The sequence below is a fragment of the Rubrivirga sp. SAORIC476 genome (assembly GCF_002283555.1).
Lineage (GTDB): Bacteria > Bacteroidota > Rhodothermia > Rhodothermales > Rubricoccaceae > Rubrivirga.
Genome location: NZ_MVOI01000012.1, coordinates 3,931 through 17,002, shown reverse-complemented (window position 1 = coordinate 17,002; position 13,072 = coordinate 3,931). Strand labels below are relative to the sequence as shown.

The following is a 13,072-nucleotide window of genomic DNA, read 5'->3' as shown; positions in this document are numbered from 1 at the left end:
TCATCCCTCTCCCATCCCGATTCCCTCTCCCTCGAATGGAACTCCTCGTTCAGCTCATCCTCCTCCCGCCGCTCTTCGTGGCGGCGTTCAACGGGATGATGGGCTTGTTCTCGCCCGCGTACCGAGAGAAGAAGACGCTCATCGGCGCGCTGGGGACGCTGGCCGTCGCGCTGCCGTTCGCCGTGACCGCGACGCTGTTCTTCGGGTTCGCCGAGCCGGAGGTCGTCCGCTACTTCTCATGGATGGCCGCGGGCGACTTGCAGATCGACTTCGCGTACCGGATCGACCAGTTGTCGCTGCTGATGACGATGATTGTCACCGGCGTCGGCGCGCTGATCCACCTGTACTCGGTCGGGTACATGCACGACGACGACGGGTTCTGGCGCTTCTTCGCCTACCTGAACCTGTTCATCTTCGCGATGCTCAACCTGGTGCTGGCGGAGAACCTGCCGGTGCTGTTCCTCGGCTGGGAGGGCGTGGGGCTGTGCAGCTACCTGCTGATCGGGTTCTGGTACACCGACCTCAAGAACTCGGCGGCGGCCAACAAGGCGTTCATCGTCAACCGGATCGGCGACTTCGCCTTCCTGCTGGCGATGTTCATCATCTTCCAGACCGTCACCGCCGCCATCGACGGGCCGTTCGGGCTCGACTTCACGACGCTGCTCGCGCCGGAGACGCTGGCGCTGTTCGAGGGGAGCACCGGCCTCTGGGTCTGCATCCTGCTGTTCATCGGCGCGACGGGCAAGAGCGCCCAGATCCCGCTGTTCGTCTGGCTGCCTGACGCGATGGCCGGGCCGACGCCCGTCTCGGCGCTGATCCACGCGGCGACGATGGTGACCTCGGGCCTCTACCTGCTGGCCCGCCTCTCGTCGCTCGTGCTCCTCCAGCCGACCGCGATGGCGGTCATCGCCAGCATCGGCGCGCTGACGGCGATCATGGCGGCGACGGTCGCGATCACGCAGAACGACATCAAGAAGGTGCTGGCCTACTCGACAGTCAGCCAACTGGGCTACATGTTCCTCGCGGCCGGCGTCGGCGCGTTCTACGTGGCCATCTTCCACGTCATGACCCACGCCTTCTTCAAGGCGTGCCTCTTCCTCGGCTCGGGCTCGGTGATCCACGCCATGCACGACGTGGAGCACAAGCTGGCCCACAAGGGCCTCGTGCCGGATCATCACGGCGGCCACGGGGACGACCACGCGCCGGACCACGGCGAAGGCCACCATGCCGACGGTCCGAAGCCCGCCTACGCGACGCTTCCGTACGAAGGGGGCTTCGACGCGCAGGACATGCGGACGATGGGCGGCCTCCGCAAGGACATGAAGGTGACGGCGGCGACCTTCCTGGTCTCCACGCTCGCCATCGCGGGCCTGCCGCCGCTGTCGGGCTTCTTCTCGAAGGACGAGATCCTGTTCCGCACGTTCGAGTTCGCCAACCAGGTCCACATCGGCTACGGCGTGCTGTGGGTCGTCGGCCTGATCACGGCCGTGCTGACGGCGATCTACATGACGCGCGCCTACCTGCTGACGTTCGAGGGCGAGTCGCGCTGGCCGGACGCGTTCGACACGCGCGCCCACGAGAGCCCGATCACGATGACGATCCCGCTGATGGTGCTCGCAGGTCTCGCGGCCGTCGCGGGCTTCTTCGGCCTGCCCGCCGTGTTCGGTGAGAACGCCTCGTGGATCCACGGCTGGCTGGTGGGCCACGACGGCCACCTCGGTCCGGTGGCGGACGCGCTGGAGGCGGCGACGGCTCCGGCGGGCTCCCTGTTCGCAACGCTCGACGCGCACCACGCCTCCCACACGACCGAGTGGATCCTGCTCGGTCTGGGCGCCACCCTCGCCATCGCCGGCATCGCGGCGGCGTGGCTGGGCTTCCGCTTCGCTAGCCGCGGCCCCGAGGCGGACCGCTCCGTGCGCAAGGTGTTCGCGCTCTTCTACGCCCCCGCGAGCCAGGTCTGGTTCTTCGACCGGGTCTACAACGCCACGTTCGTCAAGGCCACGGTGGAGGGCGCCCGCAAGGTGTTCGCCCCGTTCGACAAGAACGTGGTCGATGGGGGTGTGATGGGCCTCGCCCACGGCGTCCGTCGGCTCTCGGGCTGGCTCCGCGGCGCGCAGACGGGCGTCGTCCAGACCTACGCGCTTGCCATCGTGGTGGGCGTGGTGGCCGTCGTCGCGCTCGTCCTCTTCGTCTGATGATGGGTTCGGTGTCGAGCGTCCGGGGTTCGGCAGCGAACACCCGCACGGTCCGGCCCCGAACACCGAACTCCGCACTCTGAACTCGATGCTCCTCTCGCTCGTCATCTTCCTCCCGGCGCTCGGCGCGCTCGCGCTGCTTGCGCTGCCGTCGGTGAACGCGATCCGGTGGGGCGCGCTCGGCGTGACGCTGGTCACGTTCGCGATCTCGATCGGGCTGTGGCTCGGCTTCGACCCGGCGGTGTCGACCGCGGCCGCGCCCCAGATGGCGACGCGCCTGCTGTGGTTCGGCGGCGTCGACATCACCTACTTCGTGGGCGTCGATGGGCTGAACCTGCTCCTGATCCTGCTCACGACCCTGCTGGGGCCGATCATCGTGCTCTCGTCGTGGACGTACATCGGCAAGGCGCACAAGGGCTACTACGCGCTCATGCTGCTGCTGGAGACCGGCGTGCTCGGCGTGTTCGCCGCGTTCGACGTCTTCCTGTTCTACATCTTCTTCGAGCTGACGCTGATCCCGATGGTGTTCCTCATCGGCATCTGGGGCGGAGAGGACCGGGTCTACGCGGCGGTCAAGTTCGTGCTCTACACGCTGGTTGGCTCCCTGCTGATGCTGGTCGGTGTGCTGTGGCTCGGATTCGCGGCGGGCGACGCCGTCAACGGCGGCGTGTTCACGACCGACTGGTACAAGCTGGTCAGCTTCGGCGTGCCGCTGGGCGCGCAGTGGGGCCTGTTCGCCGTCTTCGGGCTGGCGTTCATGATCAAGGTGCCGCTCTTCCCGTTCCACACGTGGTTGCCCGACGCCCACACCCAGGCGCCGACGGGTGGCTCGGTGGTGCTGGCGGGCGTGCTGCTGAAGATGGGCACCTACGGGCTGCTGCGGTTCGTCATCCCATTCTTCCCGAACGCGAGCGCGGCGGCGGCGCCGTGGATCGGCGTGCTGGCCGTCATCGGCATCGTGTACGGCGCGCTGGTCGCGTTCGCGCAGACCGACGTCAAGAAGCTCGTCGCCTACTCGTCGGTGTCCCACCTCGGGTTCGTCGTGCTCGGCGTGTTCGCCTTCGACGTGATCGCCTCGCAGGGGGCGCTGATCCAGATGGTCAACCACGGCATCTCGACGGGCGCGCTGTTCCTCATCATCGGCATGCTCTACGAGCGGCGCCACACCCGCGCGATGGCGGACTTCGGCGGCATCGCGAAGAGCGTCCCGGTGCTGACCTTCTTCATGCTCTTCAGCGTGTTCGCCTCGGCGGGTCTGCCGGGCCTGAACGGCTTCGTGGGCGAGTTCATGATCCTGATCGGGTCCTGGAACTCGCCGACGCTCGGCAACCCCGTTCTGATCGCGGTCGCCACGACGGGCGTCATCTTCGCGGCAGTCTACCTCCTGTGGATGGTGTACCGGACGTTCTTCGGCGAGATCACGAACGAGGAGAACCGCACGATGGCCGACCTGAACGGGCGCGAGATCGGCCTGCTGCTGCCGCTGGCGGCGCTGATGCTGCTGATGGGCTTCTGGCCCGCGCCGTTCCTCGACCGCTCCGAGCGCGCCGTCCGCAGCCTGATCGCGACTTCTGAGGTCAAGGCCGGAGCCGTCCTCGCAGCGTCCAAAGACCTCGACGCCAAGCCCGTCGTGGTCGACGTCGTCTGGCCCGCCGATGTGGCCGCCGCGCCGGTGGCTCCGCCTGCGCCCGCGCACTAGTCCGTCGTCCGTCCCCTCCCTCCTTTCCGCGCCATGCTGACTGCGTCGACCTGCCGATTCCGGCTCCTCTCGCTTCTCGCGCTGCTGCTGCTGGCGCTCCCCGCCGGAGCCCAGGACGCCGTCGACGTGCCGACGCCTGCCTCAGAGGCGCCGGTCGAGGCGGTCGAGGAGGCGGCCGAGGCGCAGGACGCGCCGCCTTCCGTCGAGGCCCTCGGCATCGAGGACGACGCCGCGGCCATCGAGGCGGGCGGGGACGTCGCCGCCGAGGCGCATGGCCCGGACGGCGAGCACGGCGAGGAGGGAGGGCACCACGGCCCGATGCCGCCGGTCTGGCTCGTGATCCCGTTCGCGCTGCTGCTCGGCATGATCGCCACCGGGCCGTTGTTCTACCCGCACTTCTGGCACCACCACTACCCGAAGGTCGCCATCGCGCTCGGGCTGCTCGTGGCTGCCTACTACCTCGCCGTGCTGGGCGACGGCATCCCGATTCTGCACGCCGCCGAGGAGTACTTCGCCTTCATCGCGCTGCTCGGCTCGCTCTACGTCGCGAGCGGCTGCATCCTTATCAAGACCGACTTCGCCGGGACGCCGCGCGCCAACACGATCCTGCTCCTGGTCGGGGCGGTGCTGAGCAACTTCATCGGGACGACGGGCGCCTCGATGCTGCTGATCCGGCCCTACATGCGGCTCAACGCGGGGCGGCTGAAGGCGTACCACATCATCTTCTTCATCTTCATCGTCTCGAACGTCGGCGGCGCGCTGACGCCCATCGGCGACCCGCCGCTGTTCCTCGGCTTCCTGCGCGGCGTGCCGTTCTTCTGGACGGTGGTCCACATCTGGTACATCTGGCTGCCGACGGTGCTGCTGCTGGCGGCGGTCTTCTACGTGATCGACGGGCGCAACAAGGCGACCAGCCTCCGCGGCTCTGCCGAGGCGGGGGGCTCCGACGTGGACCCCGGTGACGTGCCCGGCGCCGCCGCGGTCCCCGAGGCACCCGGCGTCACGGACGTCGACGACATCCACGCCGACGAGGCGTCGGTCCAACTCACCCAGGGCGGCGTCAACCCGAAGAAGCTGGAGATCGAGGGCAAGATCGGCTTCGCCTGGCTGGCGGTGATCATCGTGTCGGTGTTCATCGACCCGAAGGTGCTGCCGGCCATCGAGGGCACGATCATCGACCTCCACCACTTCGGGGTGCCGTTCGGCATCCGCGAGGTGATCATGGGGCTGGTGGCGGTCTTCGCCTTCCGGACCGCCGACAAGGCCATCCTCCGGGGCAACGACTTCAACTTCGAGCCCATCAAGGAGGTCGGCTTCCTGTTCATCGGCATTTTCCTGACGATGCAGCCCGCGCTGACGCTCATCGGCGCCTTCGCTGCCCAGAACGCAGAGGCGCTCGGCGTCACGTCGTTCTACTTCGGCACCGGCGTGCTCTCGGGGGTGCTCGACAACGCACCCACCTACGTCAGCTTCCTGTCCGCGGCGATGGGCAAGTTTGGCAGTGACGTGAACGTGGTCAGCCAGGTGACCGACTTCGCGCTGGGCACCACGCTCCCGGCCGAGACTTTCTACCTGCAGGCGATCTCGGTGGCGTCGGTGTTCTGGGGCGCGCTGACCTACATCGGCAACGGCCCCAACTTCATGGTCAAGGCCATCGCCGAGTCGAGCGGGGTCGACACGCCGTCGTTCGTGGCCTACATGGTCAAGTACTCCATCCCAGTCCTCGTCCCGATCTACATCCTGGTCTGGCTCGTCTTCTTCAGCGGCTACGTGATCCCGCACCCGCCGGACGCCGCGCACGCCGCACAGGCCATCGTGGAGTCGCCCGGCCTGCTCCTCGCCCTCCCGTTCTGATGCCTGCACGCGACCCCCTGACGGCCGACCAGGTCGAGGCCCAGTGTCCCGACGGCTGGACTCACGACTCGGAGGATGGCGACGCCTGGATCTCCCGGGACTTCGAGTTCGCAGACTTCCGCGAGGCCTTCGCCTTCCTGACGCGCGTCGCGTTCGAGGCCGAGTCGATGGACCACCACCCGGAGATCACGAACGTCTACAACCGGGTCGGCCTCGCGCTCTCGACACACGACGCCGACAACCAGGTCACCGAGACCGACCTCGAGTTCGCTCGCCGCATCAACGCCCTGTAAGTCGTCAGCTCTCAGGCGTCAGTGCTCCTGCTGACAACTGATTCCTGATCTCTGACCGCTATCTCGCTCCATGTACCACCACTTCCTCGCCGACCTCGCCTCGACCGGGCCCATCCTCTTGGTGGCGGCCCTCGGTGTGTTCGTCGTCGTCCTCGACGCGTTCCGCAACGACGACGCGGCCATTCCGTGGATCGCGGGCCTCGGCATGGCCGTCGCCGCCGGCTTCCAGATGCTCGCCATCGGTGAGGGGCGGACCGCCTTCGACGGGCAGGTGTTCGTCGGCGGCCCCGCGGCCGTCGCCAACGTGATCATCCTGATCGGCGCCATCGCCAGCGTCGCGCTGACGGTGCCGTACCTGTCGCGCATCGGGCGCAACTATGGCGAGGTGCACGCCCTGATCTTGTTCGCCACCGCGGGCATGATGACGCTCGCGAGCGCGGGCAGCCTGGTGACCCTGTTCGTGGGCCTGGAGACGATGTCGGTCTGTCTGTACGTGCTCACGGGCCTCGTGCGCGAGGAGTCGACGGCCAACGAGAGTGCGCTGAAGTACTTCCTGCTGGGTGCCTTCTCGACGGGCTTCTTCCTCTACGGCCTCGCGCTGCTCTACGGCGCCACCGGTACGATGGACCTGACCGGTCTGGCCGCGGGGCTCGAAGAGACCGGTCGGAATGGCCTCTTCCTGGCGGGCGTCGGCCTGCTGCTGGTGGGCTTCTTCTTCAAGGTCTCGGCGGTGCCCTTCCACATGTGGACGCCGGACGTGTACCAGGGCGCCCCGACCGCGCTGACGGCGTTCATGTCGACGGCCTCGAAGGCGGCGACGTTCGTCGCCCTGGCGGTGGTGCTCTCGCGGGCGCTGCCGCCGGAGCTGGTCGGCGGAACGGTCCAGCTGGTGCTGGTGATCGTGGCTGCCGTGACGATGGTGGGCGGCAACGTGGTCGCGCTGATGCAGACCAACGTCAAGCGGATGCTCGCCTACTCGTCGGTGGCCCACGCGGGCTACATCCTGGCGGGCCTGGCGGCAGGCTCGGCGGAGGGCTACGGCGGCGCGCTGTTCTACCTGCTCGCCTACACGCTCATGAACCTGGGCGCCTTCGGCGTGATGGGCGCGCTGGAGTGGGACGCCGAGCAGGGGGCCGATCAGGACCTCGACAGCCTCGCGGGCATCGGCTACCGGAAGCCGTTCCTGGGCGTCGCGATGGGCGTGTTCATGTTCGCGCTGACCGGCTTCCCGCCGCTGGCGGGCTTCATCGGCAAGTACCTCGTGTTCGCCGCCGCCGTCCGCGCCGATCTGACGTGGCTCGCGGTGCTGGGCGTGCTCGCCTCGGTGGTCTCGGGCTACTACTACCTCCGCGTGCTCGTGGTGATGTGGATGAAGAGCCCCGATGACGCGCCCGAGAACGCGAAGCTGGCGTTCCCCGTCAGCCGCGGCACCGGAGCCGTGATCGTGGTCTGCGGGATCGCGCTGCTGCTGCTGGGCATCCTGCCGTCTCACATCATCGACGTGACGCTCGCCGCCTTCGGGGCGGACGCCGTGGTCGCGGTCGCCCCGTAATGAAGCGCCTCTTTCTCGCCGCCGCCCTCTGCCTGCTCGCCGCCGGATCGGCGCGGGCGCAGGACATCTCGGCCTCCCATCTCCAGGCGTCAGTGGACCTCCTGATGCAGATGGACATGGAGGGCATCATGGCCCGGAGCATCGACTCGGTGATGGACGCCCAGCTCCAGGCCAACCCCCAGTTGGGCCCCTTCGAGGACATCATGCGGGAGTTCATGGCCGACGCCATGAGCTGGGACGCCGTGGGAGACGACCTCGCCCGTGTCTATGCCGAGGCGTACACCGAGGCGGAGCTGCGCGAGCTCGGCGTGTTCTACGCGACCGACCTCGGCCAGAAGACGATCCAGCTGATGCCGGTGCTGATGCAGCAGGGCATGGAGATCGGCCAGCAGGTGGTCCTGGAGCGCCAGCCGGAGCTGGAGCGGCGCATCGAGGAGCGGGTCCGCGAACTGGAGTCGCAGAACTAGCCGGGGCAGAACGGCGGACGCGGGGCGGGGTAGGAGGGAGGCCTCCGCTCTCTCCGGTTCCAGCATGGACGCCCTCCTCCGCGACTACCTCCCGACGGCCCCCGACCTGGGGCTCTACGTCGCCCCCGACCTCCCGGCCGCCAAGCTCCGCGCCGCCCTGGCCGACTACGCGCCCGAGGTGGACGCGGCCGACGTGATCGCGCTCTACGACGCCACCCGCCTCGGCTCGGCGAAGGACGGGGCCGTCTTCCTCGCCGACCGGCTCGTGTTCCAGAACAACGACCTCCAGCCCGCGCGGACGGTCCGCTACGAGGACGTGGTGGGCGTGCGGGCCAAGCGCAAGCTTCTGGGCGGGCGCGAGGTCCAGATCGACCTCAACCGCGGGCGGGCGACGGTCACGGAGACGCTCGACTTCTCGGGCCAGCCGGGTGCGGCCGAGTTCGTCGAGCGGTTCCTCCAGCAGGTGCTCGCGCTGGGGGGGAGGCCCCCGGCTGCCCCGCCCGCCGACCCGACGGCCGAGGGGACTGACCGCCGGGCGGTGGAGGCGGCCCTCGATCAGCTCCTCCGCCTCGGCCGACTCACCGAGGCGGACCGGGCGAGGATGCTGGGGGCGATCGAAGACGGAGACGGGCAGCGTCAGGGTTGACTGCGCGCCACCGCGCCTGCTTGGAAACGGTGTCCGCGGGACCGGGTATCACCCGCACCCTTCCCAACCCCGATCCCATGGCTTTCGACCTTCCCCCTCTTCCGTACGACTACGACGCCCTGGAGCCCCACATCGACGAGCAGACGATGCGGATCCACCACGACAAGCATCACGCGGGCTACACCACCAAGCTGAACGCCGCGCTGGAGGGCACCGAGTGGGCCGACCAGCCCATCGACCGGACCCTCGCCGATCTCGACGCGCTGCCCGCCGACAAGCAGACGGCCGTCCGCAACAACGGGGGCGGCTTCCTCAACCACGGCATCTTCTGGACGACGATGTCCCCCAACGGCGGCGGCGAGCCGACCGGTGAACTGGGGGCGGCCATCGACGAGGCCTTCGGCTCGTTCGACGCATTCAAGGAGCAGTTCTCCGCGGCGGCGGGCGGCCAGTTCGGCAGCGGCTGGGCGTGGCTGGAGCTCTCGTCGGACGGCAAGCTCCAGGTCCACGGCCACGCCAACCAGGACAACCCGGTCATGCACGGGGCCTACCCGATCCTCGGCATCGACGTGTGGGAGCACGCCTACTACCTGAAGTACCAGAACAAGCGTCCCGACTACGTCTCGGCGTGGTGGAACGTCGTCAACTGGGACGAGGCCGACCGCCGGTACCGCGAGGCGAAGGCGCAGTAGGCTGCACGCCTCCGCACTGACTGTCGCGACGCCCCGTCCGGATGCTCCGGGCGGGGTGTCGTGCGTTGGACGGCTCGGTGAGGCGACGCTGCAACGCCAGCAGGCGGCACACGCGTTCTGAACGAGAGCCAGCCGGGAACGGCCGAATCCTGACCAGGGCGCAGGGTGAAAGCGCTTAGCTTCCGGCGTCTCCCTTCGCCCGAGTATGGATCCCCTCGTCTTCGACCACGATGTCGAAACCGTCGTCGGCAACGGCCGCCTGATCGCCCGCGTCCGCGCGGCCTCCGCCGACTTCGTGTTCGCAGGCCCCTCCGCGGGCTACCGCCTCCTCGTGGACGGCGAGCCCGCCGACTCGGTCGGCGTCCGCACCGTGGTCACGCCGGGGCGGACGCGCTACGAACTGGGCGACCGCGGCGCGATCACCGTCGCGGCGCAGCCGGACGCGACGCTGCTGGTGATCCTGGTCGAGGCCGCCCGGGACGCCGACTGGCGCCTGGAGCTGTTCGGCGCCGAGGCGTCGCCCGAGGGAGGCGAAGGCACCGACGTGGCGACGCTCTGGACGCCCGATCCGCTCGCGGTCTCCGACGACTCCGGCCCCGACGAAGCCGAGGCGGACCGCCTCGGGCTCCGGCTGGAGGTGGGGCAGCGCGCGGCATTCCTCCTGGGCGATGCCGCCGCGGCCGACGCGGTCGGCGATCCGTTCGCTGCGGCCGACGCGTGGGTCGAGCAGACGGCCCGGCGCGGGCTCCGCCTGCGCACGCCCTACGCCGACCTCGACCGCGCCGTCGAGTTCGCCAAGGCGCACCTGCTCCTGGGCTACGACTGGACCCCCGACGCCGACGGTCGGCCGGGCGGGGAGGGCTCCAAGATGGTCTGCGACATCTTCCGCTGGCGCGACGTCTGGAGCCGCGACTTCGGTTCGGGCTTCGGGCCGGGCGGCGTGGCCGCGGGGCTCACCGACGCCGTGCTGGCGACGCTCGACTACGAGGCGGCGCGGCACACCGCGCACGACCCGACCGACCTCAAGGTGTCCGACGACACCAGCCAGGGCGGCTCGGCGGAGGGGATCGGGTGGCTCCTCAAGCTCGTCTGGCGCGTCTACAAGCACACCGGCGACACGGCCTGGGCCGAGCGCATGGTGGCGGCCTTCGAGCCGTGGATGGAGGTCTGGATCGCGCGCGACGCCGACGAGGACGGGCTGATCGTGGACGTGACCGAGTGGATGGACCACAGCCGCTTCCTCCGCCTCGTGGAGGGGCAGCGGACGCTCTACTCGAACGCGCTCTACTTCGCGGGCCTCCGCCGGATGGCGTTCCTCTGCGAGGCCCTCGGCCGCGACGCCGACGCGGACCGCTACCGCGACCTCGCGGCGCGCTCCCGCCAGTCGATCCACGACGCGTTCTGGAACGAGGCTGGCTACTTCAACAACGCCGTCCAGTGGGGCATCCCGGACACGGCACTGATGCTGGCCGACAACGCCATCGCGCTGGTCGAGCGCATCGCGAGCCGCAACGAGCGGTACCGCACGCTCGACACGATCCGCGAGCGCTCGTGGCGTCCCTTCGGCACGGTCACCACGGACCTGCCGATGCGCTACGTCCCGGCGGACAACGACCACAACGGGCGCGTCTGGCCGTGGTGGATGGCCCACGAGGCGAAGGCGCGCTTCAACAACTACGACGCCGAGGGTGGGCTGCACGTGCTGTCGAAGATCGTCGACACGTTCGCATGGCCGACGCTGCCGGGGCTGTGCGAGGAGTACATGGAGCCCGAGGACGGGGCCCAGGACGACGTGGTGGGCCACGCGTTCATCACGGGCTCCGGCGCGCTGCTGGACGCGGTCCAGTACGGCCTGATCGGCCTCAGCATCCGGGAGCCCGGGGAGCGGACGCTCCGCCTCGCTCCGGCCGTGCCGCGGTCGTGGGAGACGTGGTCGGCCGAGGTCGACCTGGTGGCGGGGCGGCTGACGTACGAGGAGACCGCCGACGGCGTCCGCGTGACCCTGGAGGCGACGGCAGTCGAGCGGCTGGAGCTGCGCGTGCCGCCGCGCGAGGCCGTCGAGATGGTGACGCTCGACGGCGTCGAGATCGACCCCGAGGTGGAGGAGGACGGCGCGAGCGAGTACCTGCTCGTCTCGCTGACGCCGGGCACGTCGCACGTACTGGAGGTGGCGTACGCGCCGCAGCGCGTCTGGAGCGGGGAGCTGGCGATGCCGCCGCTGCCGCCGCCGGTGCCGGTCGAGCGGCCGTTCCTCATGGACGAGCCGCGCCTGTTCGCCGACATCCTGCAGGGATTCATCCGCTCGGCGGTGAGCTACTTCGGGCGGATGCGGCACGTGGCGGCGCGCGAGATCGACACGCTGGAGGGCGCGGGCGACCTGCTCGTGATCGTCGGCAACGAGATGCCGTTCAAGACGAAGCGCGGCGCGTCGGTGACGGACATGGTGGACGGCTTCCTGGGGCGCGGCGGATCGCTGCTGCTGCTGGGGCCGCGCTTCCCGCGCATCGACATCGAGAACAACTACCACGGGGGCGCGCAGATGGGCGGCCACGCGGGCATGTTCTGGTGGAAGGCCTGGGCGGACGGCCGCTGGCAGGACTACGACCCGCGGGAAGGCCACACGATGGAGCACCCGAAGCACGACGGCACGGTCTACTGGGGCAACGGGCCGCTCTTCCAGGCCTGGGAGCACAGCCTCGGGCTGTTCGGCTTCGAGACGGACTGCGTGGGCGTGTTCGACGTGGAGGGCGGCGTCGTCGACCCCGACCAGCGCGTGGAGGTCGTCTACACCGACTGGTCGGTGCGGAAGCCGTGGACCTTCACGCCGCTGGCGTTTACGGAGCGCGAGCACCAGCTGGTGACGGGCCCGCGGCGGGAGCGGTACCCGTGCGCGGCGCTGCTCCAGAACGAGGAGACCGGCGCGCGCATCGTGGTCGTGGCCCCCTCGGTGTGCTCGCGGACGGACCTGCTGCACCGGATGCTGGCTCACGTGGCCGCCGCGCCTGCGGAGGCGGGGTAGGGAGGGTGTCCGTAGGGATGGTCGAAACCGAGGTCTACGAGGTCGAAGTCGAGGTCTACGGGGTCGAAGTCGGCGTCCGGTTAGGTCTGAGGCGCTGCTGGACCGCCTCGGTGCCGAGGCGGGCGAGGTAGGGGGCGGGCAGGGACGGTCCGCAGGTGATGGGGGCGCGGCGGCGCTCGTCGCCGACGGAGTCTGGTGCGCGGTCGGGGAGGTTGCCGGGGTGGGTGGTCGGTGTCTCCGATGGGGAGAGCGGCTCCGTATGTTGGTGCGCTCTACGCTCTGCTGCCATGCACGTGATGCAGACCCTTCGGCCCGGCCAGCGGGGCACTCGCCAGTATGTCGATCGCTACGGGGAGCAACTGGTGTGCGTCCGCTATCGCTTCGATGACGCTCGCCAGCGACGCCTGACGACCGTGGAGCTGGTGGTGGATGCCGGGCCGTGGTCGCCTCGGGCGGACACAGTGGTCGGGGTGCGGGTGGCGTGGGGGGAGGCGGAGGTGGCGCGTCGGGTGAAGGGGGCAGGCGGACGGTGGGACGCGCAGGTGAAGGTCTGGCGCATGCGTGCGGGGGATGCGCGTCGTCTGGGGCTGGGTGACCGGATGGTCAAGGTCGCAGCGGCTGGGGAGTCACTACATTCGGGTACACGTCACTCTAT

Annotated in this window: 10 protein-coding genes; all 10 read left to right on the top strand. The window is 69.5% G+C overall.

Features of this window, described 5'->3' with window-relative positions; all coding sequences use genetic code 11:
* Nucleotides 1–35: 35 nt before the first annotated feature.
* Nucleotides 36–2,195 carry an NADH-quinone oxidoreductase subunit L gene (locus tag B1759_RS17185; RefSeq protein ID WP_095516318.1) on the top strand — a complete coding sequence of 720 codons (2,160 nt, stop codon included), beginning with the start codon at nucleotides 36–38 and terminating at the stop codon, nucleotides 2,193–2,195.
* Nucleotides 2,196–2,283: 88 nt separating this feature from the next.
* On the top strand, nucleotides 2,284–3,894 hold the full coding sequence (locus B1759_RS17180; protein ID WP_095516317.1) for a NuoM family protein: 1,611 nt from the start codon (nucleotides 2,284–2,286) through the stop codon (nucleotides 3,892–3,894).
* A 33-nt stretch (nucleotides 3,895–3,927) separates the two neighbouring features.
* Nucleotides 3,928–5,748 carry a sodium:proton antiporter gene (locus B1759_RS20070; protein ID WP_198948986.1) on the top strand — a complete coding sequence of 607 codons (1,821 nt, stop codon included), beginning with the start codon at nucleotides 3,928–3,930 and terminating at the stop codon, nucleotides 5,746–5,748.
* Nucleotides 5,748–6,041, top strand: a complete 294-nt coding sequence (locus B1759_RS17170) for a 4a-hydroxytetrahydrobiopterin dehydratase (protein WP_095516316.1) — start codon at nucleotides 5,748–5,750, stop codon at nucleotides 6,039–6,041. The genes B1759_RS20070 and B1759_RS17170 overlap by 1 nt, the downstream gene beginning before the upstream one ends.
* Nucleotides 6,042–6,111: 70 nt before the next feature.
* Nucleotides 6,112–7,593, top strand: coding sequence for an NADH-quinone oxidoreductase subunit N (locus B1759_RS17165; protein WP_095516315.1), 1,482 nt, complete (start codon nucleotides 6,112–6,114; stop codon nucleotides 7,591–7,593).
* Entirely contained in the window at nucleotides 7,593–8,060 is a 468-nt protein-coding gene (locus B1759_RS17160; protein WP_095516314.1) for a DUF2059 domain-containing protein, read from the top strand. Before B1759_RS17165 ends, B1759_RS17160 begins: the two co-directional genes overlap by 1 nt.
* A 64-nt stretch (nucleotides 8,061–8,124) precedes the next feature.
* Nucleotides 8,125–8,706 (top strand): hypothetical protein, encoded by a 582-nt coding sequence (locus B1759_RS17155; RefSeq protein ID WP_095516313.1) that lies wholly within the window; start codon nucleotides 8,125–8,127, stop codon nucleotides 8,704–8,706.
* Nucleotides 8,707–8,783: 77 nt separating this feature from the next.
* Entirely contained in the window at nucleotides 8,784–9,398 is a 615-nt protein-coding gene (locus tag B1759_RS17150; protein ID WP_095516312.1) for a superoxide dismutase, read from the top strand.
* Between the two features lie 205 nt (nucleotides 9,399–9,603).
* Entirely contained in the window at nucleotides 9,604–12,417 is a 2,814-nt protein-coding gene (locus B1759_RS17145) for a GH116 family glycosyl hydrolase (RefSeq protein ID WP_095516311.1), read from the top strand.
* 287 nt (nucleotides 12,418–12,704) lie between these two features.
* The coding region (locus B1759_RS20320; RefSeq protein WP_233134440.1) for a hypothetical protein at nucleotides 12,705–13,072 on the top strand (368 nt) is incomplete at its 3' end.

Bases quoted from the DNA above. Each gene is read 5' to 3' on its own strand.
- B1759_RS17150 (WP_095516312.1), top strand. From the start codon at position 8,784: ATGGCTTTCGACCTTCCCCCTCTTCCGTACGACTACGACGCCCTGGAG.
- B1759_RS17165 (WP_095516315.1), top strand. From the start codon at position 6,112: ATGTACCACCACTTCCTCGCCGACCTCGCCTCGACCGGGCCCATCCTC.
- B1759_RS17180 (WP_095516317.1), top strand. From the start codon at position 2,284: ATGCTCCTCTCGCTCGTCATCTTCCTCCCGGCGCTCGGCGCGCTCGCG.
- B1759_RS17155 (WP_095516313.1), top strand. From the start codon at position 8,125: ATGGACGCCCTCCTCCGCGACTACCTCCCGACGGCCCCCGACCTGGGG.
- B1759_RS20070 (WP_198948986.1), top strand. From the start codon at position 3,928: ATGCTGACTGCGTCGACCTGCCGATTCCGGCTCCTCTCGCTTCTCGCG.
- B1759_RS17170 (WP_095516316.1), top strand. From the start codon at position 5,748: ATGCCTGCACGCGACCCCCTGACGGCCGACCAGGTCGAGGCCCAGTGT.
- B1759_RS17145 (WP_095516311.1), top strand. From the start codon at position 9,604: ATGGATCCCCTCGTCTTCGACCACGATGTCGAAACCGTCGTCGGCAAC.
- B1759_RS17160 (WP_095516314.1), top strand. From the start codon at position 7,593: ATGAAGCGCCTCTTTCTCGCCGCCGCCCTCTGCCTGCTCGCCGCCGGA.
- B1759_RS17185 (WP_095516318.1), top strand. From the start codon at position 36: ATGGAACTCCTCGTTCAGCTCATCCTCCTCCCGCCGCTCTTCGTGGCG.